Below are 25,490 nucleotides of genomic sequence, written 5' to 3'. Positions count from 1 at the left end.
GCCTTGTTAGGACAATGGCGGCGGCGTGATGATCGTCAAAGTCGACCCTTCAGCCGTCACTTTTCAGGGGTTTGACACCGTTCCCGGCGGAGGGGCGCCGCAGTAGCGGCTGACCGCTTCCTCCCGGAGCGACTCCGCCCACGAAGCGAGCCGCTGGGCGGCACGGACGTAGTGGAAGAGCTCCGTGGGCGTGAGGGCCTCGAGGTCGCACTCAGAGAGCCTCCGCGCCAGTTCCGCGCCCGGCGGCTGGGCTGACAGCGCCACGCCTTCCTTGCCCCACTGAGTGTCCTCGGCCGGGTCGCCGGCGACCAGCCGGCGGAAGAGGTAGTCCACCACGCCAGGGCTCATCGCCTTGAGCGGTCCAGCCGGCGTTCCGCGTTCCGGTGCGTTGTTCATGAAACGATCCTATTCGAACATATATTCGAATACAAGGGGGTCCCGGTTGGATATGGCACCGCGCGGATATGAGACGATCGGCTCATGACCTCCCGTGGCACTGCTTCTCCCTCGCGGACCGCCAAAGGCACCACCAAGACGACGAGACTCACCGGAATCGACGCCGCCCGCGGGCTGGCGCTGCTCGGCATGATGGCCACCCACCTGCTCCCCACGTTTGAAGCCGACGCGCAACTGACGCCCACCTGGATCGGGCTCACCTTCTCGGGGCGGGCGGCGGCTTTGTTTGCCGTCCTGGCCGGGATCGGGCTGGCCCTGTCCACCGGAAAACAGCGTCCGCCGGAGGGCCGGGAGTTGTGGGGTGCCCGCCGCGGCATCGCCCTGCGCGCCCTGGTGATCGCCGTCGTCGGGCTCTTCCTCGGCGGGCTGGAAGTCAACATCGCGGTGATCCTGGTGCATTACGCCGTGCTGTTCGTGTGTGTCCTGCCGTTCATCGGCCTCAGCATCAGGCCGCTTTGCGCCTTTGCCGCGGGCTGGGTGATTGGTTCGCCGGTGCTCGGCTACCTGCTGCGGCCGTGGCTCCTGGCCGCCTCCCCGCCGCTGCAGCTGCGCCACAACCCCAACTGGGACGACCTTGCCACGCCCGGGCGCCTGCTCGGAGACATCTTCCTGACCGGCTACTACCCCGTCCTGCAGTGGCTCAGCTACCTGCTGATCGGGCTGGTGATCGGCCGTCTGGCGCTGACGAAGATGGCCGTGCAGGTCCTGCTGCTGGCCGGAGGCACTGTGGTGGCTGTGCTGGCCAAATGGCTGGGCGTGCTGATGATGAACGACTGGGGCGGCAAGGCCGCACTGCAGGCGCAGCTGGCAGACCCCCGCTACCCGTTGGACAGCCTGCTGCAAGTGAACCTGGCCGGCGTCGACCAATCGGGCTCGTGGTGGTGGCTGGCGGGAAGTGCACCGCATTCGGGCACAACGCTGGACCTGGTGCACACGTCAGCGGTAGCCGTTGCCGTGGTGGGCGCCTGCCTGCTCCTGGGGCGCCTGGGTGAATGGCTCAACCTGGACCTGCTGCTGCCGCTGCGCGGTGCCGGCGCCATGACGCTCAGCCTGTACACGGCGCATGTGTGCCTGGTGGCTGCGATGTACCTGCAGCCTCTCCCCGTCGGCTGGACCGAGGAAGGCGTCTATGCCGCCCAGGCCCTGACCGCGGTCCTCATTGGAGGTTCGTTTGCGGCGCTCCACTGGCGGGGCCCGCTCGAATGGGTGGCCCACGCCGCCAGCGAGGTTGGAAGGTACCAGCGGGCGGGCATCCGCTAGGCGGTGCCGCTGGGCGGTGCCCCTAGGCGGTGCCGCTGCCCTCGCGGAACAGCTTCAGGGCGTCGCGCATGGATGCCCGGGCGCGTTTGCGGTCGCCCGCGGCGTCGTAGGCGCAGCTGAGCCGGAACCATGAACGCCAATCATCCGGCGCCTCCTCGGCTTCGATCCGGTATTTCTCAAACTCGGCGTCTGCCGATTCCCGCATGATCCGTCCGGCGGGTGTGCGCTGCAGGTTGTCGACGGGCAGGCCGCCTTCGGCCTCGAGGACCTTGGCCATCTGTTCCGTCCTGGCACCGAACAGCAGCTCGCGGACCAGCGCCCAGGCCCCGATGGCGGGCAGGATCAGATAGGCGGCACCAATGGCCTTGGCCACGGGATTGGGATCGGTGAGGAGCAGCACGGAGCGCTGGAAGGACACCACCAGGTAGAAGACCAGCAGGAGCGTCACCGCGCCGACCCAGATCTTGGTGCGGTTCTTCTTCAGGCCGGCGAGGACATTGCCCACGGCCGTCAGACTCCGAGGTCCAGGTAGCCGTCCAGGCCTACGGTCAGCCCGGGGTGGCCGGCGATGTTCCGCACTCCCAGCAGCACGCCCGGCATGAAGGACGCCCGGTCGAAGGAGTCGTGCCGCAGCGTCAGCTGTTCCCCCGGTCCGCCGAGCAGGACTTCCTGGTGCGCCACGAGGCCGCGGAGCCGCACGCTGTGGACGCGGATGCCGTCGACATCGCAGCCCCGGGCGCCGGCAAGTTCGGTGGTGGTGGCGTCCGGGCTAGCACCGATGCCGGCGGCGGCACGTTCAGCCGCGATCAGCTGCGCGGTGCGGACTGCGGTGCCCGACGGTGCGTCAACCTTGTCCGGGTGGTGCAGTTCGATGACTTCCACCGATTCGAAGTACCTGGCGGCCTTGGCGGCAAAGGCCGACGCCAGCACGGAACCGAGGGCGAAGTTGGGGGCGATGAGGACGCCTACGCCGGCATTCCGGCCGAGCAGTTCCTCAAGGTCATGGAGCCGGGCGGCGTCCCAGCCGGTGGTTCCGACGACGGCGTGCATGCCGTGTTCGACGGCGAAGCGGACGTTCGCTTCTGTGCCTTCGGGGACGGTCAGGTCCACCACCACCCGGGCGCCGGCGTTGACCAGCCCATCCAGGGAATCACCCCGTCCGAGGGCCGCTACGAGCTTCATGTCGGCGGCCGCTTCAACGGCTTTCACGGCCTCGGCGCCCATGCGCCCGTTCGCGCCCAGGACGGCGACGGCAAGTTGTTCGGTCATGGACTTAACCCTACCGTCGGGCTGCCCGCCCGGATGAACCGGCCCGGCAGGTTACCGCCGGCAACTCCCGGGCCGCCCCGGCCCCGCCTTCCTAGGCGCCAGCCCCGCCTTCCTAGGCCCCGGCCCCGACCCATTCGACGGTTCCGTCGCTGAAGAACTGTTCCTTCCAGATGGGCACCTGCGTCTTGATCCGGTCGACGAGCTCCGAGCACACCTCGAAGGCCTGGCCGCGGTGGGCGGCGGAAACAGCGCACACCAGGGCGGGGTCGCCGATTTCCAGCATGCCCACCCGGTGCGCGGCCCAGATCCGTACCGGCTCTCCGCCGGACACGGCACCAACAGGGCCAGCAACAGCGGCAGCGTCACCGGCGTGTTCGGCCACCAGCTGCGCGACGACGTCGGCCATCACCTGGTGGGCGGTGGGATGCGCACTGTAACTGAGCCGCTCAACCGGCTTCCCGCCGTCGTGGTTCCGCACCACGCCGCTGAAGCTGACCACGGCACCCGCCGTGTCCGATTCCACCGCGGCAATCGCCTGCGCCACGGAAATGGGTTCCGCGCTCAGCACCGCATTCACAATCTCGAATCCGGAGCCCGTACCCGCCGGGGTGCCGGTTCCCATGCCTTTTTCAGTGCCCATGATCTCCCTCCAACTGGTCGCACAGGTGGCCGATGACCGGATCCAGCACGCTCAGGCCGTCCATGACGCCCTTGGGTGATCCGGGAAGATTGACGATGAACGTCCGCCCGGCTGCGCCTGCGTGTCCGCGGCTCAGCATGGCCATGGGCGTCTTGGCCAGACCGGCCTGCCTGATTCCTTCCATGATCCCCGGGATTTCGCGGTCCAGCAGGGGAACCGTCATTTCGGGGGTGAGGTCATCGGGGCTGAGCCCGGTTCCGCCGCTGGTGATGATCACGGCGGGCTGCTGCGTGAGCAGGGCGCGGAGCGCGGCTCCAACGGGTTCGCCGTCGGGCACCACCATTGCCGGGAACGTTTCGAACCCGTGCTCGGTCAGCCAGTCGATGATCACCGGGCCGGTTTCGTCGCGGTAGATGCCCGCCGCTGCCCGGTTGGAGGCAATCACGACGCCGGCCTTCCGGCCGGTGGCCTCGCCGTGGCGGTGTGGTTCGGGCTGCTGTCCAAAGCTGCTCATGCTGTCCAGTCCCCGCTCTTGCCGCCGCTTTTGGCCAGCACCCTAATGTCGGTCAGCACTGCATGCTTGTCGACTGCCTTGATCATGTCGTACACGCTGAGGGCCGCCACCGACGCTGCGGTGAGCGCCTCCATTTCGACGCCGGTCACGCCGCGGGTCTTGACGGTTGCCAGCACTGCGACGGCATCCTCGCCCAGTTCAAAGTCGACGGTGACCTTGGAAATGGGCAGCGGATGGCACAACGGGATGAGCTCGGGTGTTTTTTTCGCCGCCATGATCCCGGCCACACGGGCCACCGCCAGGGCGTCGCCCTTCGGCAGGTCGCCCGCGCCCAGGAGTGCCAGCACCTCGGCTGTGGTGCGCACCGTGGCGGTGGCTGTGGCCTCCCGGGTGGTCTCGGCCTTGCCGGAAACATCAACCATCTGCGCTGTTCCGTCCCGGCGCAGATGCGTCAGGCCGGAAGCGTTGTCTTCATTGTTCACAGCGTCCATACTTCCACTTCCGCGCCTGCGGCGAGCGCAGATGTCCCAACCGGGACATGGATCAGGGCGTTGGAACCGGCCAGGGCATGAACCAGGTGCGAGCCTGCGCCGCCCTCCAGCCGTACCGTGCCGTCCGGTTGGAGGGTGCCGCGCCGGAGCTGGTGTTTCCCCGCAGGTGACTCCACCGGGTCCGCCAGCCTGGCCCGGATGGCCGGGCGGGGTGCCGGTGAGCCCAGCAACGTGCTGAGGACCGGGCGGAGGAACATCTCGAAGGACACCAGGCAGCTAACGGGGTTACCGGGGAACCCCACGAAGGGCACGCCGTCGAACCGTCCGATGCCCTGCGGGCCGCCGGGCTGCATGGCCACATGCAGGAATTCCACGTCCTGTTCCGCGGTGGCCTGCCGGACCACTTCATAGGCGCCCTTGCTGACGCCTCCTGTGGTGACGATCAGGTCGACCCGCGGGGCGTGCTGCCGGAGCAGTGTTGTCAGTTGCTCCGGGTTGTCCGTTGAGATCGCGGTCCGCAGGACGTCCAGCCCGGCCTGGCGCATCGCGGCTTCCAGGAGGGTGCCGTTGGCGTCGTAGATCTTGCCGGGTTCCAGCGGCCTGCCGGGTTCCACCACTTCGTCCCCCGTCGTGGCCAGGAGCACCTTGAGGTTCCGGTTCACGGTGACCTGTGTGATGCCGAGCGCTGCCAGGAGTCCCAGCTGGCCCGGCCCCAGGAACGTTCCGCCGGCGAGCGCCAGCTCCCCTGTCCGGACATCGCTGCCCGCATCACGGACATAGGCGCCGGACTCCGTTGCTGGCAGCCGGACGGACGCAGGGGTTCCGGGACGGGGGAAGGAGTCGGGAACGGCCCTCTCGATGGGTACGACGGCGTCAGCCCCGGGGGGAATCATGGCTCCGGTCATGATCGGGGCGGCCGTGCCCGGTTCAAGCGGCGCCGCCACGGCACCGGCGGGGACGGGGTCCACCACCCTGAGTTCCCTGCCGCCGTCGGGAATGTCCGTGCTGCGGACGGCAAAGCCGTCCATTTGGGAGTTTGCGAACGGAGGCAGGTCCACGGGAGCAGTGATGTCCGCCGCCAGCCCGCGTCCCAGCGCCTCCAGAAGGGGCAGTTGCTCGGTACGGCCGGGGCCGCCGAGGCTGGCCAGCAGCTCCCGTACGGCTTCGCGGTGCGCCGCCACAGTGCGGGCCGGATGGCCGCCCTTGTCGCCGGACCTGCTGCTGTGGCTGCCGCCTGTGACGTGCCTGTTGTCGGTGCGGTGCATGCGTTCCTTACCTGGGTCCGGGCGACTGCGAATTGGGAAGTATTACGAGTTCGGCGCACTGGGCTTTGCGGCCCGCTGGGCCTGCGGCCTGCTAGGGCGTCACGTCAACTCTAATGGTGTGGAATCCCGTGGCGCCGTCCGGAGCGACCTGTGACCGCTCTTCGACCTGCGGCATCCCGTTCAGGTCCGTGGCCCTGACCTGGATCTCGTACTGCCCGGGCGTCAGGGGCAACGACAGCTGCCACTGGTACCAGGTGTCCCGCGATATGCCGGGAGCAAGCTCCACCGCCAGCCAGTCGCCGCGGTTGACGCGGAGTTCCACCTTGCTGATCCCTGTGTGCTGGGCCCAGGCGACGCCGCCGAACGCCACTGTTCCGGCACGCACCGCGCGGCCGGCACGCGGAACGTCAATGCGGGACGACGTTTTGATGGGCCCGCGCTCACTCCAGCCGCGGGGCGTCCAGTAGCCGACGTCGTCCGCGAACCGTGTCACTTTGAGCTCAGTGAGCCATTTGGTGGCGGAAACGTAACCGTACAGGCCGGGAACGACGAGCCGTACCGGGAAGCCGTGCTCCAGCGGCAGCGGCTCGCCGTTCATGCCCACGGCGATCAGGGCGTCCCGGTCGTCAGTGAGAGCCTCCAGCGGGGTGCCGGCGGTCCACCCGTCCTTGCTGCGGGACAGCACCATGTCGGCGCCGCCCGTCGGCCCGGCCAGGGCCAGCAGCTCCCGAACCGGCCAGCCAAGCCACAGCGCATTGCCGACGAGGTCCCCGCCCACCTCGTTGGAGACGCAGGCGATGGTCACGTGGCGTTCGGTCATGGGTTTTGCCAGCAGCGTGGCGAAATCCAGTTCGATTTCCCGTTCCACCATGCCCGTGACCCGGAGGACCCAGGTGTCCGGATCCACCGCAGGAACAGTGAGGGCAGTGTCGATCCGGTAGAAGTCGCGGTTGGGGGTCACCAGCGGATCCATGCCGTCCAGCCTCAGCTCAGCCCCGGCCGGAACCGGCGAAGCCGGGAAAGCAGCGGACGGCAAGGCAAGTTTGCTCCGGATTTCACTGACACCTGCAGCCGCTCCGCGCAGCCCTGCAGCTAGGGCTCCGCCAATAGTCGCGACGACGGCTCCCCCGCCCAGTGCTTGGAGGAACCGGCGCCGGTCGGGACCGGCACCTCGTCCGGCGTCTGGTGCGGGGGTCCCGCCCGCGATCGGCGCCGCGGCCGGTGCGGCGGCCGGTGCGGGACGCTCCCCCGCCGTTGCCGACGTCGTCCAGTCCCGGAGTCGCGATATCAGCCAGCGCAGCACCAGGATTCCTGTTGCGGCGGCAAGCAGTGGCAACGCCACGGCGTTGCCGGTCACCTGGGCGCGGCCAAGGACAGCCACCAGCCCCACCACACCAAAGATGCCGATGACTGCAGACCCGGCAAAGCGGCGCCGCCACTCCATGAGGCCTGCCAGCGCAGCCAGGACGGCAATGGCCAGTCCCATGCCGACGAGCAGCGCCAACTTGTCAGCGGTGCCGAACACTGCGACCGCCCAGTCCTTGACGGCTGGCGGTACAGCATCGATGACGGCACCCCCCACACCTGTCATGGGCGAAAGCGCCGGGCTGACGAGGGCAGCAACGAGTTCGCCGATCACCACCCCCGCGGCCACGGACACGACTCCTGCGGCGGCCGCCCACCGGCCGGGATGGCCGGCGGTGCCGGGTCGAGTGGCGGACGCACCAGCGGACGCCTTTCCCTGCAGATCAAAGCCCACGGGGCACCTCCGCTACCGGTGCGTCCTGGCTGGTCTGCGCACTCCTGCGCGGGGCGTCGGCCGGGCCAGCCGGATCCTGGGCCGGGAGGCGAAGGGAGAACCGGCAGCCGCCGTCGACATTCTCAACCGTCACGCTGCCCTCATGGGCCCGGACGATCCCCGCCACCATGCTGAGCCCGATCCCGGCGCCGCTGTATCCTGCCGTCTCCGGATCCCGGGCCGCTTCGGGATCCTGTCCGGGCTCCGGCCCGGCAAGGCCGGCACCGCCGGAGCGGCTGCGCGACGGGTTCTTCTGCCATCCGGTGTCGAAGAGGTGCCCGATGTCTTCCCGAGCGATTCCGCCGCAGCCGTCCGTCACGGAAACCACCGACTCCTTCCCGTCCCTGCCGACTTCCACGGTCACGCCGGAGCCGGGCTTGCTGTAGAGAATGGCGTTCAGCACCACGTTGCGGACCGCGCGGCCCAGCGAGGGGCCGTCCGCCAGGGCGAGGCACTCCCGGAGGCCGCCGCCGTCCAGCGTGATCTGCCGGCGGGCGGCGAGCGGCGCGAGGTCGGCGATGGCGTCGCTGGCGAGGTCGTAGAGGTCCAGCGGCTCGGCTTTGAGGCGCAGGGTGCCCGCCTGGATCTTGGAGAGTTCCAGGAGGTCGTTGACCATGATCGCCATCTGGTCCGTCTGGCCGATGATCTTGCGGTAGTAGCCGCGGACGTCCGCGGCCATGCCGTCCTCGAGGGCTTCGGCCATGGCCCGCATGCTGGCCAGCGGTGTGCGGAGGTCGTGGGAGATCCAGCTGACGAGTTCCCGGCGGGCACGCTCCACGGCGGCCTCCCGCTCCCGGGATTCGGCCAGCATGCGGCTGCTGCGTTCGAGTTCGTCCGCGAGTTCGGACAGTTCCGAGCTCATGAGCGGCGCCGGCAGCCCCGGGCTTTCGCCGCGCCCGATGCTCCGTGCCGCGGCGGCGAGCAGTTTTGCGTTGCGCGAGACCCGTGCTCCGAGGACCAGGGAGATGGCCAGAGCAACGGCGGAGGCGATGGCCAGGACGTACCACATGACCTCGAGGTCCCGGGCTGAAATGAACATGGCGTTGAACGCGCTGACCATGCCTGCGGTCAGCACGGCCACCGTGGAGAGCACCACCATGCAGATCTGCACGGCGATGGACGTCCTGCGGAGTGGCTTGAGCAGGAGCAGCGACACGGTTCCAATGACCACGGCCCACAGGAGCGCCCAGGCCACGATGGCGAGGAGCTCAGAGGTTTGCACCGGAGGCTCCGTCCGGGGTGTCGAGCCGGTAGCCCACGCCCCATACCGTCTTGAGGAGGGCAGGCCGGGTGGGATCCGCCTCGATCTTTTCGCGCAACCGGCGGACGTGGACGGTGACCGTGGACAGGTCCCCGAAGTCCCAGCCCCACACGGCCTTGATGAGTTCCTCCCGGCTGAACACCTGGTTGGGGCGGCGCAGCAGGAAAGCCAGCAGATCGAACTCACGGATGGTCAGGGCGAGCGGAGCCCCGTGGTGCGTCACGGTCCGGGCTGCCGGGTTGAGTTCGAAGCCGGCAACCTCCACCGCAGGTTCGGGGCTGAATTCCTGGACGCTGCGGCGCAGCACCGACCGGACCCGGAGCACCAGTTCACGCGGCGAAAAGGGCTTGGTGATGTAGTCGTCCGCACCGACCTCGAGCCCCAGGATCCTGTCGTCCTCGGTTCCCAGGGCTGTCAGCATGATGACGGGAACGCTCATCGTCTGGCGGAGCCTGCGGCACACCTCAACGCCGTCCAGGCCAGGCAGCATGCGGTCCAGCAGGACGAGGTCGGGGTTCCGCTCGGCGGCCAGGCGAAGGGCGGTGAAACCGTCCGCCGCCAGGTCCACCTGGAAGCCCGCCTGCACAAGGTAGTCACGGACCACGCCGGCGATGGTCTGTTCGTCTTCGACGAGGAGTATCCGCCGGTTTCCGACCGCGGCCTGGACCGGGGCGGGCTGGGACTTGTTCACACCTCCAGCATAGGTTCGGGGCCCGGGCCGGACACGCGTTTGCCGCCTGCTGTGGCGATCCGTAGGGATTCCGTAAGATCCGCCGATGTCACAGGTGTGATGGTTGGCACCAAGGTGGCGTAGCCTGAATTCATGAGTGTTCAGCTTGGCATGCCGCAACCCCGGGAGGGGGCCGGTTCCGATCCGGGAGTGCCCGCACTGCCGCTGCCGTCGCGTCCCGAGGGTATGCCGGCCGGCCTGGTGGACCGTTACGGCCGCCGTGCCACGGACATGAGGCTGTCCCTGACGGACAAGTGCAACCTGCGCTGCACCTACTGTATGCCGGCCGAGGGCCTTGAATGGCTGGCCAAGCAGGCCGTGATGTCCGCCGAGGAGATCGTCCGGATCGTTCGGATCGGCGTAGACATGCTGGGCGTGCGCGAATTGCGCCTGACCGGTGGCGAACCCCTGGTCCGGGCCGACCTGCTCGACATAATCTCCGCCCTGCGCCAGGCCCATCCGGAGCTGCCGATCTCCATGACCACGAACGCCGTGGGCCTGGACAAAAAAGCGGCCGGGCTCAAGGCAGCCGGGCTCTCCCGGATCAACGTCTCGCTGGACTCCCTGCACGAAGAGACTTTCACCAAGCTGACCCGCCGTCCGTTCCTGGACAAGGTGCTGGCCGGAGTGGACGCCGCCTGGGCCGCGGGTCTCGGTCCCGTGAAACTTAACGCCGTCCTGATGCGGGGAATCAACGACGCCGAGTCCCCGTCCCTGCTGGCGTGGGCGCTGGACCGCGGCTACGAGCTCCGCTTCATCGAGCAGATGCCGCTGGACGCCGACCATGGCTGGACCCGCCGGAACATGATCACCGCGGCGGAAATCCGCGCGCTGCTGTCCGTCGACTACGTGCTCAGCGCCGACCCGAGGGACCGCGACGGCGCCCCGGCCGAACGCTTCGAAGTACGACGCCGGGTCCCGGGTTCCGCCGAAGCCGCCGGCCCTGTGCTCGGAACCGTCGGAATCATCGCCTCCGTCACCGAACCGTTCTGCTCGGACTGCCGCCGCACGCGGATCACGGCGGAAGGCAAGATCATGAGCTGCCTGTTCTCACGCGAGGAAGTCGACCTCCTGGGGCTGCTGCGCGAGGGCGCCACCGACCAGCAGCTCGCCGAACGCTGGCAGGACGCCATGTGGATCAAGCCAAAGGCCCACGGCATGGACCACGTCGGTTTGGATGCTCCGGACTTCGTCCAGCCGGACCGCAGCATGAGCGCCATCGGAGGCTGAAAACTTGAACGTACGTTACTTCGCTGCCGCGCGCGCCGCAGCAGGGGTCGAAGAGGAACGCTTCGAGCTCCCCGCCGGCTCCACGGTGGAGGCACTGTTGAGCGCAGTGCTCGACGTCGACCGGCCGGTTCCGCCTGCCGGGACGCCTCCGCTTGCGCGGCTGCTTTCGCGAAGCAGTTTTCTGTTGAACGAAGTCGCTGTCCGTGACCGGTCGGTGGTTCTTGGCCCGGACGACGTGGTGGACGTGCTCCCGCCCTTTGCCGGCGGCTAGGCAGTTTGCCGCTCGGCCGGGATTCCGCCGGCGATCCCATCATGCCGACGGCGCGCCGGTCTCCGTCCCGAGCGCCAGGGCCAACAGTGCGTTCCTGCTCCGGACGCCGCACGCGGCAAAGACCGCTTTGAACTGGTCCTGCACCGTGTAGTGGCTGATGCCGAGGGCAGCCGCCATGGCGGCAGTGTCCAGTCCGCTGGCGGCCAGGCCGAGCAGGCTGCGCTGCCTCGGCGTCAGGCCAAAGCACCGGGCAAACACCTCCAGCCTCTCGGCCGCAGGGCATTCCTGGATGGTCACGGCGAGCGGCGCTTCACCGTCTTTCCCTACGTTCATCCGGAATGACCTCAGCACAGCCCACTGGCCAAACCCGATGGGCACCCGGGCCGAGGCCTCGTGGGAATCAATTCCGGCCTCGCGGGCCAGCAGTTGCGCGGCGACGTTGAAAACCTCGGCCGGGACTGTTCCGTAAGGGGAGGGTCCCGGCTGCAGCAGGCTGATCCAGTCGGCTGCGGAGGCGCTCCGGCCGGTTATTCCGAGTCCGGCATCCAGCGTTAGCACTGCCTGTCCGGGCAGGCCGCGCCGCGGACTGCCTTCCTCAATTTCCGGCTGCCGCGCGCCGCGCCGCAGCCGGGCGTCCTGCTTCATCTGTGCGGCCCGGCTCCGCCGCAAGCCGGCCGCAATGACGGGTGCCGCCGTCGCCAGGTACGTGGATTCAACGTCAGTGAAGAATCCCCCGTCACCGCAGCGCCACAGGTCAAGCCAGCCCCAGCAGCCGTATTTGTCGCCGAACACAGAAAAAAGCACGTCGGTCACCTCATAACGGCGGAGGATGCCGTCCCACAACGGGCTGAGGGCCGGGTTACCGCCGGTTGCCGCCTGCAGGGTGACGGCTGGGGAGCCGCCGTCCAGGAGCGATGTCCAGCGGCCAGCTTCCGTCAGGTACTTCAATTTGATCAGGGCGGGCAGTTCTTCGGGACAGGGAATGCGGGCCATGGGCGACATGCCGGTGCAGGTCGCGGGATCCGCCAGGGGCCACGCAAACCAACTGAACGGAACAACGCTGCCCAGCTCGGCGAGCACTGCCGCTCGCATTTCATGGTCCTCCATGGACGCGCCGCACAGGTGACCGATACGTTCCAGGCTCCGGCTCAGTGCCCAATGCGTGGTCATGGAACCCGACTTGTGATCATGGAAACAGTATGGCCCGGCACTCCGCCGAACAGGCGTTGGACTAGGTCCGCCCCAGAATTCTGGGATACACCGCGCTCGCAGGCCGGCCTACCGTGTGGCTATGGGGTCGACCCGCAGGCCTCGGATGGAAAGGAAATGACATGTACACGCTTCAGATCGAGCACGGCATCAAGGACTTCGGGATGTGGAAGGCTGCGTTCGACCGGGACCCGGTCAACCGGGCGGCCTCGGGCGTGGTCGCACAACGCATCAGCCGGCCGGTGGACGATCCGCACTATGTGGTGGTTGAACTTGATCTTGCAAGCCGGGAACAGGCCGAGGCGCTGCTGGCCAACCTTCAGCAGCGGGTGTGGAATTCCCCGACCGTGGCTCCAGCCTTGCAGGGGGCACCGCGGACGCGGATTGTGGAATCAGCAGGCTAGGGGTCATCCGGCGGGCGCCAACTGTCCGTTCGCGCTGTCCCCGGGGGCCGTCCGGGCCATTTGTGCCCGTTTTGATCGATTCAGGAGTTGGTGACGGGCGGGATCCCCCGGCGTATGATTCGATACTCGGAACGCCACAATCAGTCAGAAGGTGGGAGCCATGCAGCTTGACGAGGTCGTCGGCCGCTTTCATCAAACGATGAACAATTTTGCCAAAGGAGACCCGGAACCCGCCAAGGCCATTTTCTCCCATGGCGAGGATGGGTCCCTTGCGAATCCCTGGGGTCCTCCGGTTGTGGGCTGGGATCGGGTATCTAAGGCCCTCGATTCAGCCGCTGCCCGGTTCAAGGACGGACGTGTCACCGCTGTTGATGCCCTCACCAGGCACGTCACTTCCGATCTCGCCGTCTTCCTTGACATAGAACATTGGCAGGCAAAGCTTGGAGGAGGGGACGAAATATCGCAGTTTGATTTGCGTGTAACGAGCGTTTATCGCCCCGAGGGCGACACCTGGGCACTGGTGCATCGCCACGCAGACCCGGTCATCACACCGCGTCCCCCGGACGCTGTCCTGCCTAACTAGCGCACGGGATTCACGCCGTCCGTTTCCAGTCCTTCGGCTCAAGGCGGATCAGATCATGTGGGTCGTCGCCGTACGTCGAGCACAATTGTTCGATGACGTCGACGGCGACGGTGATCTTTATTGGGCCGGCGGCATCCGCGCTTTCAGCGCCTCATTGACGGGGGCGAAGGCGGCCCGATCCAGGACAAGTTCGATCTCGCTGATTTTGTCTGCGTTGACGGTGAGCAGCTCGATGCACCTCACGGCACCAGCAGGCGTATCGGTGATGAAGTCGTACACGACGCAGGCACGGTCCTGCGCGCTGAAGACCTCCCGGATCTCGTTGCGGACCAGCGCCGGGAGAAGGCGCTTGATTGCCGTGGTCCACCCGGCCTTGTCGAGGGTGGTGCCGGCGAAGGTGGCCAGGAGATCCTCACCGAGCAGGTTTTCGAGAGCTTCCATATTGTGGGAGCCAACGGCCTGGATGTAGGAGCGTGCGATCCCTTCGACGCTGGAGTCTGGCATGAGATATACCTTTCTTGAGTGGCGGAGGCCGCAACTGCCCGCTCGCGCTGTCAGGTGCGGCGGCAAACTGACGTCATGAAGGGGGCGAACGCCGTGGCGTCGGCCAGGCGGACCTCGGACCTGTGCGTCAGCACGCCGTCGTCCACCCGGAAGGTGTGCCGTGAGGTGGCCCGGCCATTTCGGCGTTCCACGGTGAGCACACCGCCGTGCCAGGTGCACCGCGTCGGGGCTTCCCGCGGCAGGCCCACACTGTCCACGTGGTACCAGACAGTGTCCGGGTGGTCGGGATCCAAGGTGAACATGCCGTGCCGTTCAAACCTTATCCCTCCGGTTTCCGTGTGCCGGTAGCTCTGCAGCACGGCATAGCCGCCGGCGGCCTTGGTGAACACCACTTCGGCTTCCGCTGTCCGGGCAGGCCCGCGCGGTGAAGCCTCAATATGGGTGTTGCCTGTCCAATGGCCGAGGAAAACCTCGAGCTCCTGCGCAGTGCCCGGGTGCGGATGGTCCATCGTTCCTCCAGTGTGGCCCCGGGTTCATCATCACGCGGCCACGTTGGGATGTCCAGCATTCGGATGTACAGCGCCCAGCCCGCCAGCGGCGTTTCAATGCCCGGAGCAGGAGGGGTCAGAGGCCGAAGGTTTCGTCTTCCTCGAACGGACCCACAACGGTCACCGTCCGCGGTGCTGCTGCCAGCTCCTGCGCCAACACCCGTACCTGTTCCACGGTGACGCCCTTGATCTGCCGGAGGGTCTCCTCGATGTCCTGGTATTCACCGGACACCAGTTCGGCACGGCCAAGCCGGGACATCCGCGAACCGGTGTCTTCGAGTGCCAGCACAATGCCGCCGCAGAGCTGGCCCACGGCCTTCTTGAGCTCGTCGTCGGAGATGCCGTCTTCTGCCAGCTTGTCCAGCTCGGCGCCGAGGAGCTCCAACACCTGGCGGACCTTCGACGGCGTGCAGCCTGCGTACATGCCGAAGTAGCCGGCATCAGCATAGGAGGAGGCAAAGGAGTAGGTGGAATACACCAGGCCGCGCTTTTCCCGGACTTCCTGGAACAGCCGCGAGGACATCCCGCCGCCGAGCACCGCGTTCAGCACACTCATGACGTAGCGGCGCTGGTCCGTGGCGACGATCGTCGGGCAGCCCATGATGATGTTTGCCTGCTCAACGGGCCGCTTGACCACATGGAGTCCGGCAGTGCCGGTGATGTCTGCCCGTTCGGTGGAGCGCCGTTCCACCGGCGCGGCCCCGGTCTCCAGTGCCCAGCCCGCCTGGTGGAGTGCATCCACCACAAGCCCGCAGACGACGTCGTGGTCCAGGCCGCCGGCGGCCGTGATGACGAGCTCGTCCGGACGGTAGTAGCGGCGGTAGTGGTCCCAAACCGAGTCGCGGGCCACCGCGCGGATGGCCTCCGGGGTTCCGCCAATCGGACGTCCCAGCGGATGCGTTCCCAGCACGGCGGCGACGAAATGCTCGTGGGCGACGTCCGTGGGGTCGTCGCTGTCCATGGCGATTTCCTCAAGGATGACGTCGCGTTCCTGCTCCATCTCCTGCGGGTCCAGGACCGCGCCGGTGATCATGTCCGCAATGACATCGATCGCCATCGGCAGATCGGTATCCAGGACCCGGGCAAAGTAGCAGGTGCTTTCCTTGGCTGTGGCCGCATTGGACTCGCCGCCAACCTCGTCGAAGGCGGACGCGATTTCCAGCGCCGTGCGCCGTTTGGTGCCCTTGAAAAGCAGGTGCTCAAGGAAGTGGGTGGAACCGTGCTGCCCGTGGGCTTCATCGCGCGAACCCACGCCAACCCAGAAGCCAATGGTCGCGGAACGCTGGCCGGGCATGGCCTCCGTCAGTACACGCACGCCGCCGGGGAGCACCGACCGGCGGACAACGGACCCGCCGTCGGCTCCGTGGATCAGGGTGTCACCGGGCTGGTTCTGCACTAGCGGCAGGGGTACGACAGTCATTAAGGCCTTTCAAGAAACGGGTGCCAAATCTGCCTGCAATCGTACCAGCGGACCATTCCCCCTATGCTCCAGGAATGGCGGTTCAATCGCTCGGCTTAACGACGGCGGCGGGCATATCTTAACGACGGCGGGGCCGGTGGATGATCCACCGGCCCCGCCGTCGTGTTTGTCCTACGAAGTGCGCTGCAGACTACTCTGCGGCCGCCTCGACGACTTCGGCGCTTTCAGCGCCTTCTTCCTCGGCGATGACCGGGGACAGGGACAGCTTTCCGCGGTCGTCGATCTTGGTGATCTCAACCTGGATCTTCTGGCCCACGGAGACGACGTCCTCGACGTTGTCAACGCGCTTGCCGCCGGCGATCTTGCGCAGCTCGGAGATGTGCAGCAGACCGTCCTTGCCCGGGGTGAGGGAAATGAAGGCACCGAAGGTGGTGGTCTTGACGACCGTACCCAGGTAGCGCTCTCCGATTTCCGGAACCTGCGGGTTGGCGATGGCGTTGATCGCGGAGCGTGCGGCGTCGGCGGACGGGCCGTTGGTGGCGCCGATGTAAACGGTGCCGTCGTCCTCGATCGAGATGTCCGCGCCGGTGTCTTCCTGGATCTGGTTGATCATCTTGCCCTTGGGCCCAATGACCTCGCCGATCTTGTCCACGGGGATCTTGACCGCGATGACGCGCGGCGCGAACTCGGAGAGCTCGTCCGGGGTGTCGATCGCGGAGTTCAGGACCTCGAGGATGTGCAGGCGGGCTTCGCGTGCCTGCTTCAGTGCAGCAGCCAGGACGGAGGCCGGGATGCCGTCGAGCTTCGTGTCCAGCTGGATGGCCGTGACGAACTCGGAGGTACCGGCAACCTTGAAGTCCATGTCACCGAAAGCATCTTCGGCGCCGAGGATGTCAGTCAGGGCCGCGTAGCGGGTCTGGCCGTCGACCTGGTCGGAAACCAGGCCCATGGCGATGCCGGCAACGGCAGCCTTCAGCGGCACACCTGCGTTGAGCAGGGACAGCGTGGAGGCGCAGACGGAACCCATCGACGTCGAACCGTTGGAGCTGAGAGCCTCAGACACCTGACGGATGGCGTACGGGAATTCCTCGCGGGAGGGCAACACCGGCACGATGGCGCGCTCTGCGAGTGCACCGTGGCCGATTTCGCGGCGCTTGGGCGAACCCACGCGGCCGGTCTCACCGGTGGAGTACGGCGGGAAGTTGTAGTTGTGCATGTAGCGCTTGCGCGTTACCGGCGACAGCGAATCGATCTGCTGTTCCATCTTCAGCATGTTCAGCGTGGTGACACCCATGATCTGGGTCTCGCCGCGTTCGAAGATAGCCGAACCGTGGACGCGGGGCAGAACCTCAACCTCGGCGGTGAGCTGGCGGATGTCCGTCAGGCCACGGCCGTCGATGCGGATCTGGTCCTTGAGGATGCGCTGGCGCACAACCTGCTTGGTGACCGAGCGGAAGGCTGCGGACAGCTCCTTTTCGCGGCCCTCGAACTGGCCGGCGAGCGAAGAGGTGACTTCGTCCTTGAGCTCGTCGGAAGCGACGTCGCGCTCCTGCTTGTCAGCGATCTGGAAGACAGCAGCAAGCTTCTCAGCGGCAGCGGCTTCAACAGCGGCGTAGACGTCGTCCTCGTAGTCGAGGAAGACCGGGAATTCGACGGTCGGCTTGGCGGCGCGGGCAGCCAGGTCGGCCTGGGCGTCGCAGAGGGCCTTGATGAACGGCTTGGCAGCCTCGAGGCCTTCGGAAACAACCTCTTCGGTGGGAGCGGTTGCGCCCTGTTCTTTGATGAGGTTCCAGGAGTTGTCCGTGGCTTCGGCTTCAACCATCATGATGGCGATGTCGTCCCCGTCGGCTCCCGACACAGTCCTACCGGCAACGACCATGTTGAACACGGAGTTCTCGAGCTGGGAGTGCTTCGGGAAAGCAACCCACTGCGAGCCGTTTTCGTCGGCAACGAGGGCAACGCGGACGCCGCCGATCGGGCCGGAGAAAGGCAGGCCTGAGAGCTGGGTGGACATCGAGGAGGCGTTGATGGCCACGACGTCGTAGAGCTCGTCCGGGTTGATCGCCAGGACGGTGACGACGATCTGGACCTCGTTGCGCAGGCCCTTGATGAAGGCCGGACGCAGCGGGCGGTCCATGAGGCGGCAAGCCAGGATGGCTTCGGTGGACGGGCGGCCCTCACGGCGGAAGAACGAGCCCGGGATGCGGCCGGCGGCGTACATGCGCTCTTCGACGTCAACGGTGAGCGGGAAGAAGTCGAAGCCTTCACGCGGGTGCTTGCCGGCGGTGGTTGCGGACAGCAGCGCGGTGTCTTCGTCGATGTACACCATGGCTGCGCCGGCTGCCTGCTTGGCAAGACGGCCGGTTTCGAAGCGGATTACACGCTTACCGAAGCGGCCATTATCAATGACGGCTTCTGAGAACTGGATTTCGGGACCCTCCAAGAGAGTCACCTCCGTTTCTTGGTTAACGGAAGTCCAGCCGCATCAACCCAGTCCAGCATCTGTCTACTGGCCTGCACTGCACCCGGTCATCGATCGAGACCCACGGGCCGGGCTTCATTCTTCGAAGCCGTTCCCGGGAATCACTACCGAGGACCGCGAATGCGTGATGCGGTTGATCCTCCTGTTTAGTTTTCTACTGAAGAAGGCGGCCCGTCCCGGAAGGAAAGGGCCGCCCCGTAATTCAGACTAGCGGCGCAGGCCGAGACGCTCGATGAGCGCACGGTAGCGGGCAATGTCAGTGTTCTTGAGGTAGGTGAGCATACGCTTGCGACGACCAACCATGGCCAGCAGACCGCGCTGGGTGTGGAAGTCGTGCTTGTGCACCTTCATGTGCTCAGTGAGATCCTTGATCCGCTGAGTCAGGACTGCAACCTGGACCTCCGGCGAACCGGTGTCGCCCTCGGACGTTGCGAAATCCTTGATGATGGACTGCTTTACAGCGGCTTCAAGTGCCACAATAACTCCTAGAGATGTGCCGTGAGGCCCGAATCAGTAACTCACTGCCGGGTGTGTTTGCACCGGAGATCCCGGCCTAACCGGGAATTCCTGCACATAACAAGAGCCAGCCGCCACGGACTGCAGCCGGATCCAACGTTTAGTTTACCGGCCCAGCCGCAATCTTGTCGAAACACCGCGTTGACTGATCGAAGATGCCGGCCGGCCCTACGGGCGCGCGGACTACGGGCGCGCCAGCAGATCGCGGATCGCAGCGACACCGCGGTAGACCTCCGCGAAGGACGTACTGAGTGGTGAGAGCCCGATCCGGATCCCGTGCGGTGCCCGGAAATCGGGGATGACATCCTGCTCCCAGAGCGCGGCCGTCATCTCCCGGAAGTCCGGGTGGTCCACGGTGATGTGGCTCCCCCGCTGATCGGGGTCCCGCGGTGTTGCCAGGAGGACACCGGCCGGAGCCAGCCACGCATCATGGAGTTCAAGCGCGAAGGCCGTCAGCTTCCGGGACTTTTCGCGGAGTGCCTTCATCCCGGCTTCTTCGATCAGGTCCAGCGTGCCCTGCATAGCGATCATGCCGAAGATTGCCGGTGTTCCGCTGAGGAAGCTGCGGATCCCCGGGGCCGGTTCGTAGCCGGCCGCCATTTCGAAGGCGTCCTTCCGGCCCATCCAGCCCCAGATCGGCTGGTTCAGCGCCGGCAGGTGCCGCGCGTTGACGTAGGCGAAGGCAGGCGAACCCGGTCCCCCGTTGAGGTATTTGTACGTGCAGCCCGCGGCGAAGTCGACGCCGGCGTCATCAAGCTCCAGTTCGACTGACCCGGCGGAATGGCACAGGTCCCACACCACCAGCGCACCGGCGTCGTGCACTGCCGACGTGATCGCCGGGAGATCGGCGAGGAACCCCGAGCGGTAAGCCACCTGGCTGAGGACCACGACGGCGGTGGCCGGCCCAACGGCCGCCGTCACCTGATCCACCGTCACCCCGGCGGCCGGGTCGGCGTCGATCCAGCGCAGGGTCAGCCCTTCCTCCTGGGCGATGCCTTCCAGGAGGTAGCGGTCCGTGGGGAAGTTGTCCGTGTCCAGCACGATTTCGGTTCTGGCGGGGTTATTGACCGCTGCGAGGGCGGCGCGGATCAGCTTGTACAGGACAACGGTGGTGGAGTCGGCGATGATGGTCTGTCCGGGAGCCGTGCCGAGCACTGCCCGGCCCAGCTGGTCGCCGATGGCTTCGGGCAACTGGAGCCAGTCCTCGTCCCAGCCGCGGATCAGCCGGCCACCCCAGCTGTCCTGAATGAAAGCGCTGATGTCACTGACGGTCCGCTTGAGCGGACGGCCCAGCGAATTGCCGTCCAGGTAGGACAGATCCGTATCCGTTCCGACGAAGTGGTCGCGGTAGCCGGCCAGCGGGTCCGCGGCGTCGAGTTCGACGGCGCGCTGCAGCAGGACATCCTGGGTCTCGTGAACTGTGCTCATTGGCCGATCTCCGTCCGGACGGCAAAAAGCTCGGGGAAGAAGGTCAGCTCCAGGGCCTTCTGCAGGAACGCGGCCCCGCTGGAACCGCCGGTGCCGCCCTTCATGCCGATGGTCCGTTGCACCGTGCGCAGATGCCGGAACCGCCACAGCTGGAAGTTGTCCTCCAGGTCCACAAGTTCCTCGCAGGCCTCGTAGGCACCCCAGTTGTCCGCCGCGTTTTCGTAGATGTGCTTGAACACGGGCACCAGTTCGGGACAGAACTCGTGCGCCTTCGTGACGTCGCGCTCCAGCAGGGAGACCGGAACCTCGAAGCCCTGGCGGTGCAGGTATGCCAGGAATTCGTCGTAGATGCTCGGCGCCTCGAGGACGCGGCGGAGCTGCTCGTGGGCCTCGGGATCGGATTCGAACACCGGAAGCATTTTGCGGTTCTTGTTGCCGAGAACAAACTCGACTGCCCGGTACTGGCTGGACTGGAACCCTGACGAATTGCCCAGGAAGCCGCGGAACTGTGAGTACTCGGTGGGGGTAAGCGTCGCCAGGACGGACCATTGCTCGGTCAGGGTCTTCTGGATGTGCTTGACGCGTGCAATCGCCTTCAAGGCGGAGCCGAGGTCGTCGCTGCGGAGCCATGCTGCCGCGCTGCGCAGCTCGTGAAGGACCAGCTTCAGCCAGAGCTCAGTGGTCTGGTGCTGGATGATGAACAGCAGTTCGTCGTGGTGTTCGGGATCGCTGACCGGCTGCTGCGCGCTCAGGAGCGTGGGCAGCTGCAGGTAGGACGCGTAACTCATCCGCGAACTGAAATCCCGGACTATGTCCTTTTCCAGTTTCCTTGTGTTCTTCTCAACGGACACAGCGGTGCCTTCCTTGCCAGTGACTGTGGTCAGCGCCGGAACAGGATGTCGTGGGCCTGGACGACGTCCAGGCGCATCTGTTCGACGAGCGCTTCCGGCCCACGGTACGCCACCATGCCCCGCAGCCGCGCCACAAACTCCACCACTACTGTCTGGCCGTACAGATCGAAGTCTTCAACCGGCTCTTCCGGGCGGTCGATCACGTGTGCTTCAACCTGCCGGCTGACCCCGTCGAACGTCGGGTTCGAACCGACGGAGATGGCTGCGGGCCACCTGGTGCCGATCTGGTCCACCAGCCAGCCGGCGTAGATGCCGTCCGCCGGAATGTAACCGCTGGCTTCAGAGGCCAGGTTGGCGGTGGGGAATCCGAGGGCACGTCCACGGGCTGCACCGTGCACCACCTCGCCGCGCATCCGGTGCGGGCGGCCAAGCACGGCAGCCGCGGTGGTGACGTCGCCGTCCCGCAAGGCTTCACGAACCCAGGTGGACGAACAGCGGCGGTCCTTGCCGCCGTCGTCGTGAATGGGAAATCCTTCGGAGCCGAACTCACTGATGACCTGGACGGTGAAGCCGAACTTCTCCCCCAGCTCCTGCATGGTGGACAAGTCACCTGAGTTTCCGCGGCCAAAGCGGGCATCGTGGCCGATCACCACATGGCTGGCCTTGAGGCTGTCCACGAGGACGCCTGCCACGAACTCTTCGGGGGTGAGGCTGGCGAGTTCCAGCGAGTACTTCATGACCAGGACGGCATCCAGTCCCAGTTCGCCGAGGGCAACAAGCTTGTCCTCCAGGCCCATGATGAGCTCAGGAGCGGACTCGGGCCGGTGGACCTGCGCAGGATGGGGATCAAAAGTGACCGCTACTGACCGCGCCCCGTTGAGCCGGGCCGTACGGATGAGCTGTGAAAGCACCTGCTGGTGCCCCCGATGCACGCCGTCGAAATTGCCGAACGTGACAACGGTAGGACCGAAGTCCGCGGGGACCTCGGACGGATCGTTCCAGATGTGGACCATCAACCTCGCCTTTTACTGCCTGCCATTGACTCGTCCGGAGTGCCACGCCGGGCTCCGGAACTCTCTAAGATTACCCGCAATTGCCCGGAGCAACCGACGCCCCGGCCGGTGCCCAGCATGGCCTTCCGCGGGTCTGCGTCCCGGACTAGGATGCAAGGGCAGCACCCGGCGACGCAGCTGCGCGCCGCATCCAACGATGCCCGCGGCCGCCCGCAGGGCTGAAGGAGAACGCCATGACTGAGCTCCGCGAGATTCTGGAACAGATACCGGTGGACCAGATTGCCGGGCTGTTGGGCACGGACAGGGAGTCTGCCCAGACCGCCATCGAAGCCGCAGTACCCACCCTCCTCGCCGGCATGCAGAGCAATGCACAGGCGCCGGATGGTGCCGCGTCCCTGGAATCCGCCCTGGCCCAACATCGTGACGGGCTCGTGGATGGCGGCGTGGACGCCTCGCAGGTGGACACCGCCGACGGAGAGAAGATTGTGAACCACGTGTTTGGCGGGCAGCAGGACCAGGTGGCAAGCCAGCTCGCAGGAACCTCCAACCTCGGCGGCGTTGGCGGCGACCTCGTCCGGAAGCTGCTGCCCATTCTCGCGCCCATTGTTATGTCCTACCTCGCCAAGAAGATCCTCGGCGGACAGAACGCGGGAGGCGGGGCCGGCGACGTGGCTGGCCGCGACGGTTCCGGCGACAGCGCGGGCCAGCCTGGCGGGATCGACCTCGGCAGTATCCTGGGCGGCATTCTTGGCGGCGGCCCGCAGGGCGGCACCGGCGCCCAGGGCGGAGGCTTCGGGGATATTCTTGGCGGCATTTTGGGCGGGGGCTCGCAGGGCGGGCAGCAGTCCCGGGGTGCAGTAGTCCCGGAACGGGTGAGCAATTCGGCGCCGCAACCCCCGACCGGACCATTGGGTCAGCCGATACCGCAGGGCGGTGCGCCCGTTCCGGGCGAGTTGATCGACGTCGACCTCCCCGACGACGCGACGGCCGGGCACGAAGAGGACAAAAAGAACGACGACGGCGGCCTCGGCGGACTGTTGGGCGGGCTCTTCGGGAAGAAATAGCCGCCCTAGACTCAGCTCAAAGCTCAGCTCAGGGGTGGCCCGAGTCGTCAGGTGCACGCACCGTAGCCGCAGCGGCCACTTGGGCCAGCCATTCGTCGAGCTCCCGGGGCCTGCGGAACGCCATCACCGGCGGCATGTCCGGATCGGTCTGCCACTCCCTGAAAACCCGCTTCTTCCTGGCGAATGAATTGAAGTGCCAGTAGAAGATCGAATCCCTTGCAAAGAGCCTCCCGAGCGTTTCGAAATTTCCATTGCACACGGGCTGCCTGGTGATGACGCGCCGGAGGGAACGGCGCAACAGGCGGGAGAGTGACAGCCAACGGGGATAGTCCAACGCGACAACGAGCTCCGCGCGGGGAACAACGATGTCGCGCCACACGCCGTAGGCGCTGTCGAGGACCCAGCGGTCGCGTGCAGCCACGGCCGCAGCGATTTCCCGTTGCCGTTCGACGGTGCGTTGCTGCCAGCCGGGAAGCCAGCCAATATCGTCGTCGGCCGAAAACTCCGGGAGTCCCGAAGCTGCCGCATATGCATGGGCTGCCGAAGACTTGCCGCTGCCCGTCACACCGTAGAAAAGCACACGGGACGGGTTTTTGGGGATGGGTTTCGCGGGCTGGCTCATAGGGATTTCCCCGTACAGACGGCCGTTTGCTGCGGAACGTGGCCGACGCCGGACCGTAACCGGGTACCGCAGTGACCTACTGCGCCGTGGTGTTCGGCTGCTGCCTTTTTCACGTTGTGCTCCCCTGTTTGGCTGGCACTTTTGCGGAACCGCTGAACACTGCGCATCGGCGATTTGTCACGATAGCACCCATGGACTTCTTCGTTTTCCGAGATCATTTCGTAGGTCCCCGGCGGAGCCCTGCCATGCAACACTGGTCCGATGCCTGAGTTCACCGTTCATGTCGGCAGCCGGAATTTCGACGCAGAAGTCGTCGCCCTGTACGAATCAGTGGGGTGGACCAACTACACCGAAGACCGCCAGGTGCTGGTTCAGGCGATCCGGCGTTCAGCGTTTGTGGTGACCTGCCGGTCCGACGCCGGAGAACTTGTCGGCCTGGCTCGCGCAATTTCCGACGATGCCACCATCTGCAGGACATCCTGGTTGCCCCTTCGTTTCAGGGTTGCGGCGCCGGTCGGGCGATGCTTGAAGCCATCCAGTCCCGATACGGGCATGTCCGGCAGCATCATCATTCGAGCCTGAAGTAGCTGTTCCGTTGTGGCCGTTGGCGTGGGTCTATGTGGGGTGGCGGGATGAAGCACGGGATGCCGGTTTTGACCTGGATGGTCCATTGTTCCTTGTGGATGAGGTGGTGGTGATGGGAGCACAGCAGCGTGCCGTTGTCAGCGCCGGTCGATCCGCCGTGTGACCAGTAGGTGATGTGGTGCGCTTCGCACCAGAGGGCCGGGATCGTGCAGCCGGGGAACGCGCAACCCTGGTCGCGGGCGGTGATGGCTTTGCGGATGTGCGGCGGGAAAATCCGGGTGGTGCGGCCGATATCCAGGACGCGTCCCTCGCTGCCGAGCAGGACAGGGATGATGTCGGCATCGCAGGCGACCCTCCGGACCGTGGAAGCGTTGACCGGGCCGGTGAACGCGAACGACCCCGTACCCGGGATGCCGGTGGTTCCGGTGGTCTGTTCGAGGCGGTCCAGCAGGTCCCGGTAGTCGATGGTGACCATGACCTGGGGCTTCAGCCCGCCCGCCGCCGGCAGACCTCCGGTGGTCAGGGACGCTTTGCAGGCGCCGACCAGGCCGTCGAGGAGCCGCTGCGGGCGGGTCCGCAGGTCCAGGGCATCATCGGGCGCAGCGCCCGCGCCGTCCAACTCGCGGGTGCGGGGGTTGGTGGCAGTGTTCATCACGGTCAGGAGGGGTTCGCATTGATCCGGGGTCGCGAAGATTTCGATGTGCTGCAGGCCGCGGCGGGCCTGCCGGAGGAACACACCCTGGCGGCGGCGGAGTTCTTCCTCCGACGGTTCGGACCCGTCCTGGTCGATCCCCTCGATCCAGCGCCGGGCGACCCGGGACAGCAGATCGGCATCACTCTCCACAGCCTGCCGGGTCAGCTGGTGTTCCATCCGGGCCACGGTCTCCTCCGGGGCGTGGTGCCCGACCTTCTCCAGGGCCAAGGTGATGATGGTCGCGGACCGGGACGCCACAGTCCCTGCCGCGACGGCGGCGGCAAGTTCGGGCCGCTCCGCCGGCTCGATATGCCCGGTGATCCCGGTCCGCGGAAGCACCGTCTCGGCGAGGCTGAGGCGGCGGCGGGACTCGGCAATGCTG

28 protein-coding genes are annotated in these 25,490 nt (G+C 66.5%); 7 read left to right on the top strand and 21 right to left on the bottom strand.

The genetic code is table 11. From position 1 onward, the window contains the following. Positions 1-63: 63 nt before the first annotated feature. Entirely contained in the window at positions 64-396 is a 333-nt protein-coding gene (locus AB0N24_RS21410; protein WP_364128757.1) for a hypothetical protein, read from the bottom strand. Positions 397-480: 84 nt separating this feature from the next. Here AB0N24_RS21410 and AB0N24_RS21405 point away from each other — a divergent pair, with 84 nt between their 5' ends. Continuing rightward, a complete protein-coding gene (locus tag AB0N24_RS21405) occupies positions 481-1,716 on the top strand; it encodes a heparan-alpha-glucosaminide N-acetyltransferase domain-containing protein (protein WP_364128755.1) in 1,236 nt (411 codons plus the stop codon). 22 nt (positions 1,717-1,738) lie between these two features. On the opposite strand, the gene AB0N24_RS21400 is transcribed toward AB0N24_RS21405, so the two are convergent. The 9 genes from AB0N24_RS21400 to AB0N24_RS21360 all read right to left on the bottom strand — a co-directional run bounded on the left by AB0N24_RS21400 (position 1,739) and on the right by AB0N24_RS21360 (position 9,645). Further along, positions 1,739-2,221 (bottom strand): hypothetical protein, encoded by a 483-nt coding sequence (locus tag AB0N24_RS21400; protein WP_364128753.1) that lies wholly within the window; start codon positions 2,219-2,221, stop codon positions 1,739-1,741. A gap of 5 nt (positions 2,222-2,226) precedes the next feature. Next, positions 2,227-2,985, bottom strand: a complete 759-nt coding sequence (dapB, locus tag AB0N24_RS21395; RefSeq protein WP_364128751.1) for a 4-hydroxy-tetrahydrodipicolinate reductase — start codon at positions 2,983-2,985, stop codon at positions 2,227-2,229. A gap of 112 nt (positions 2,986-3,097) precedes the next feature. Beyond that, a complete protein-coding gene (locus tag AB0N24_RS21390; RefSeq protein ID WP_364128748.1) occupies positions 3,098-3,625 on the bottom strand; it encodes a molybdenum cofactor biosynthesis protein MoaE in 528 nt (175 codons plus the stop codon). Beyond that, on the bottom strand, positions 3,615-4,139 hold the full coding sequence (locus AB0N24_RS21385) for a MogA/MoaB family molybdenum cofactor biosynthesis protein (protein WP_214953245.1): 525 nt from the start codon (positions 4,137-4,139) through the stop codon (positions 3,615-3,617). Before AB0N24_RS21385 ends, AB0N24_RS21390 begins: the two co-directional genes overlap by 11 nt. Further along, positions 4,136-4,630 carry a cyclic pyranopterin monophosphate synthase MoaC gene (gene moaC / locus AB0N24_RS21380; protein WP_364128744.1) on the bottom strand — a complete coding sequence of 165 codons (495 nt, stop codon included), beginning with the start codon at positions 4,628-4,630 and terminating at the stop codon, positions 4,136-4,138. Before moaC ends, AB0N24_RS21385 begins: the two co-directional genes overlap by 4 nt. Next, positions 4,618-5,895, bottom strand: a complete 1,278-nt coding sequence (gene glp, locus AB0N24_RS21375; RefSeq protein WP_364128742.1) for a gephyrin-like molybdotransferase Glp — start codon at positions 5,893-5,895, stop codon at positions 4,618-4,620. Before glp ends, moaC begins: the two co-directional genes overlap by 13 nt. 91 nt (positions 5,896-5,986) lie before the next feature. Then, positions 5,987-7,486, bottom strand: coding sequence for a molybdopterin-dependent oxidoreductase (locus AB0N24_RS21370; RefSeq protein ID WP_364128890.1), 1,500 nt, complete (start codon positions 7,484-7,486; stop codon positions 5,987-5,989). Between the two features lie 157 nt (positions 7,487-7,643). Continuing rightward, complete coding sequence (locus AB0N24_RS21365; protein WP_364128740.1) at positions 7,644-8,915, bottom strand: HAMP domain-containing sensor histidine kinase; 1,272 nt, start codon at positions 8,913-8,915, stop codon at positions 7,644-7,646. Further along, positions 8,902-9,645, bottom strand: coding sequence for a response regulator transcription factor (locus tag AB0N24_RS21360; protein ID WP_364128737.1), 744 nt, complete (start codon positions 9,643-9,645; stop codon positions 8,902-8,904). The genes AB0N24_RS21365 and AB0N24_RS21360 overlap by 14 nt, the downstream gene beginning before the upstream one ends. A 132-nt stretch (positions 9,646-9,777) precedes the next feature. Here AB0N24_RS21360 and moaA point away from each other — a divergent pair, with 132 nt between their 5' ends. Together moaA and AB0N24_RS21350 are read left to right on the top strand one after the other, a co-directional pair. Then, positions 9,778-10,914, top strand: coding sequence for a GTP 3',8-cyclase MoaA (moaA, locus tag AB0N24_RS21355; RefSeq protein ID WP_364128735.1), 1,137 nt, complete (start codon positions 9,778-9,780; stop codon positions 10,912-10,914). Between the two features lie 4 nt (positions 10,915-10,918). After that, entirely contained in the window at positions 10,919-11,185 is a 267-nt protein-coding gene (locus AB0N24_RS21350; protein ID WP_104172485.1) for a MoaD/ThiS family protein, read from the top strand. A gap of 39 nt (positions 11,186-11,224) precedes the next feature. Here AB0N24_RS21350 and AB0N24_RS21345 read toward each other — a convergent pair whose 3' ends face one another. After that, positions 11,225-12,355 (bottom strand): helix-turn-helix transcriptional regulator, encoded by a 1,131-nt coding sequence (locus AB0N24_RS21345; RefSeq protein ID WP_364128732.1) that lies wholly within the window; start codon positions 12,353-12,355, stop codon positions 11,225-11,227. 161 nt (positions 12,356-12,516) lie between these two features. Between AB0N24_RS21345 and AB0N24_RS21340 the strand changes: the two genes are divergently transcribed. After that, positions 12,517-12,798 (top strand): hypothetical protein, encoded by a 282-nt coding sequence (locus AB0N24_RS21340; protein ID WP_364128729.1) that lies wholly within the window; start codon positions 12,517-12,519, stop codon positions 12,796-12,798. 160 nt (positions 12,799-12,958) lie between these two features. Continuing rightward, positions 12,959-13,381, top strand: coding sequence for a nuclear transport factor 2 family protein (locus AB0N24_RS21335; RefSeq protein WP_364128727.1), 423 nt, complete (start codon positions 12,959-12,961; stop codon positions 13,379-13,381). A 117-nt stretch (positions 13,382-13,498) separates the two neighbouring features. On the opposite strand, the gene AB0N24_RS21330 is transcribed toward AB0N24_RS21335, so the two are convergent. The 8 genes from AB0N24_RS21330 to AB0N24_RS21295 all read right to left on the bottom strand — a co-directional run bounded on the left by AB0N24_RS21330 (position 13,499) and on the right by AB0N24_RS21295 (position 22,143). Beyond that, complete coding sequence (locus tag AB0N24_RS21330; RefSeq protein WP_364128725.1) at positions 13,499-13,885, bottom strand: nuclear transport factor 2 family protein; 387 nt, start codon at positions 13,883-13,885, stop codon at positions 13,499-13,501. Between the two features lie 50 nt (positions 13,886-13,935). After that, entirely contained in the window at positions 13,936-14,394 is a 459-nt protein-coding gene (locus tag AB0N24_RS21325; RefSeq protein ID WP_364128722.1) for a DUF1579 domain-containing protein, read from the bottom strand. A gap of 115 nt (positions 14,395-14,509) precedes the next feature. Further along, on the bottom strand, positions 14,510-15,853 hold the full coding sequence (locus AB0N24_RS21320; RefSeq protein ID WP_364128720.1) for a pitrilysin family protein: 1,344 nt from the start codon (positions 15,851-15,853) through the stop codon (positions 14,510-14,512). 190 nt (positions 15,854-16,043) lie between these two features. Further along, complete coding sequence (locus AB0N24_RS21315) at positions 16,044-18,296, bottom strand: polyribonucleotide nucleotidyltransferase (RefSeq protein WP_364128887.1); 2,253 nt, start codon at positions 18,294-18,296, stop codon at positions 16,044-16,046. Between the two features lie 246 nt (positions 18,297-18,542). Beyond that, positions 18,543-18,812 (bottom strand): 30S ribosomal protein S15, encoded by a 270-nt coding sequence (rpsO, locus tag AB0N24_RS21310; protein WP_104172489.1) that lies wholly within the window; start codon positions 18,810-18,812, stop codon positions 18,543-18,545. Positions 18,813-19,034: 222 nt separating this feature from the next. Continuing rightward, positions 19,035-20,279 (bottom strand): kynureninase, encoded by a 1,245-nt coding sequence (gene kynU / locus AB0N24_RS21305; RefSeq protein ID WP_364128717.1) that lies wholly within the window; start codon positions 20,277-20,279, stop codon positions 19,035-19,037. Beyond that, positions 20,276-21,130: a tryptophan 2,3-dioxygenase gene (gene kynA / locus AB0N24_RS21300; RefSeq protein WP_364128715.1), complete on the bottom strand. Its 855-nt coding sequence runs from the start codon at positions 21,128-21,130 to the stop codon at positions 20,276-20,278. The genes kynU and kynA overlap by 4 nt, the downstream gene beginning before the upstream one ends. 29 nt (positions 21,131-21,159) lie before the next feature. Next, complete coding sequence (locus AB0N24_RS21295) at positions 21,160-22,143, bottom strand: bifunctional riboflavin kinase/FAD synthetase (protein WP_104172492.1); 984 nt, start codon at positions 22,141-22,143, stop codon at positions 21,160-21,162. 233 nt (positions 22,144-22,376) lie between these two features. Between AB0N24_RS21295 and AB0N24_RS21290 the strand changes: the two genes are divergently transcribed. Next, on the top strand, positions 22,377-23,207 hold the full coding sequence (locus tag AB0N24_RS21290; RefSeq protein ID WP_364128712.1) for a DUF937 domain-containing protein: 831 nt from the start codon (positions 22,377-22,379) through the stop codon (positions 23,205-23,207). 28 nt (positions 23,208-23,235) lie between these two features. Here the strand turns inward: AB0N24_RS21290 and AB0N24_RS21285 are convergent, their stop codons facing one another. Further along, complete coding sequence (locus tag AB0N24_RS21285; protein WP_364128709.1) at positions 23,236-23,829, bottom strand: adenylate kinase; 594 nt, start codon at positions 23,827-23,829, stop codon at positions 23,236-23,238. Positions 23,830-24,164: 335 nt separating this feature from the next. On the opposite strand from AB0N24_RS21285, the gene AB0N24_RS21280 reads away from it, so the two are divergent. Beyond that, positions 24,165-24,416, top strand: a complete 252-nt coding sequence (locus AB0N24_RS21280) for a GNAT family N-acetyltransferase (protein WP_364128706.1) — start codon at positions 24,165-24,167, stop codon at positions 24,414-24,416. On the opposite strand, the gene AB0N24_RS21275 is transcribed toward AB0N24_RS21280, so the two are convergent. After that, on the bottom strand, positions 24,398-25,490 hold a 1,093-nt coding region (locus tag AB0N24_RS21275; protein WP_364128704.1), incomplete at its 5' end, for a DUF222 domain-containing protein. The genes AB0N24_RS21280 and AB0N24_RS21275 overlap by 19 nt on opposite strands.

Source organism: Arthrobacter sp. NPDC093128 (genome assembly GCF_040683875.1).
GTDB lineage: Bacteria > Actinomycetota > Actinomycetes > Actinomycetales > Micrococcaceae > Arthrobacter.
The sequence above is the reverse complement of the archived record's forward strand: the minus strand, read 5'-3'. Positions and strand labels throughout refer to the sequence as shown.

Coding starts and splice junctions, on each gene's coding strand:
- AB0N24_RS21410 (WP_364128757.1), bottom strand. CDS start 396: ATGAACAACGCACCGGAACGCGGAACGCCGGCTGGACCGCTCAAGGCG.
- AB0N24_RS21405 (WP_364128755.1), top strand. CDS start 481: ATGACCTCCCGTGGCACTGCTTCTCCCTCGCGGACCGCCAAAGGCACC.
- dapB (WP_364128751.1), bottom strand. CDS start 2,985: ATGACCGAACAACTTGCCGTCGCCGTCCTGGGCGCGAACGGGCGCATG.
- AB0N24_RS21390 (WP_364128748.1), bottom strand. CDS start 3,625: ATGGGCACTGAAAAAGGCATGGGAACCGGCACCCCGGCGGGTACGGGC.
- AB0N24_RS21385 (WP_214953245.1), bottom strand. CDS start 4,139: ATGAGCAGCTTTGGACAGCAGCCCGAACCACACCGCCACGGCGAGGCC.
- moaC (WP_364128744.1), bottom strand. CDS start 4,630: ATGGACGCTGTGAACAATGAAGACAACGCTTCCGGCCTGACGCATCTG.
- glp (WP_364128742.1), bottom strand. CDS start 5,895: ATGCACCGCACCGACAACAGGCACGTCACAGGCGGCAGCCACAGCAGC.
- AB0N24_RS21370 (WP_364128890.1), bottom strand. CDS start 7,486: ATGACAGGTGTGGGGGGTGCCGTCATCGATGCTGTACCGCCAGCCGTC.
- moaA (WP_364128735.1), top strand. CDS start 9,778: ATGAGTGTTCAGCTTGGCATGCCGCAACCCCGGGAGGGGGCCGGTTCC.
- AB0N24_RS21345 (WP_364128732.1), bottom strand. CDS start 12,355: ATGACCACGCATTGGGCACTGAGCCGGAGCCTGGAACGTATCGGTCAC.
- AB0N24_RS21340 (WP_364128729.1), top strand. CDS start 12,517: ATGTACACGCTTCAGATCGAGCACGGCATCAAGGACTTCGGGATGTGG.
- AB0N24_RS21335 (WP_364128727.1), top strand. CDS start 12,959: ATGCAGCTTGACGAGGTCGTCGGCCGCTTTCATCAAACGATGAACAAT.
- AB0N24_RS21330 (WP_364128725.1), bottom strand. CDS start 13,885: ATGCCAGACTCCAGCGTCGAAGGGATCGCACGCTCCTACATCCAGGCC.
- AB0N24_RS21325 (WP_364128722.1), bottom strand. CDS start 14,394: ATGGACCATCCGCACCCGGGCACTGCGCAGGAGCTCGAGGTTTTCCTC.
- AB0N24_RS21320 (WP_364128720.1), bottom strand. CDS start 15,853: ATGACTGTCGTACCCCTGCCGCTAGTGCAGAACCAGCCCGGTGACACC.
- kynU (WP_364128717.1), bottom strand. CDS start 20,279: ATGAGCACAGTTCACGAGACCCAGGATGTCCTGCTGCAGCGCGCCGTC.
- AB0N24_RS21295 (WP_104172492.1), bottom strand. CDS start 22,143: ATGGTCCACATCTGGAACGATCCGTCCGAGGTCCCCGCGGACTTCGGT.
- AB0N24_RS21290 (WP_364128712.1), top strand. CDS start 22,377: ATGACTGAGCTCCGCGAGATTCTGGAACAGATACCGGTGGACCAGATT.
- AB0N24_RS21285 (WP_364128709.1), bottom strand. CDS start 23,829: ATGAGCCAGCCCGCGAAACCCATCCCCAAAAACCCGTCCCGTGTGCTT.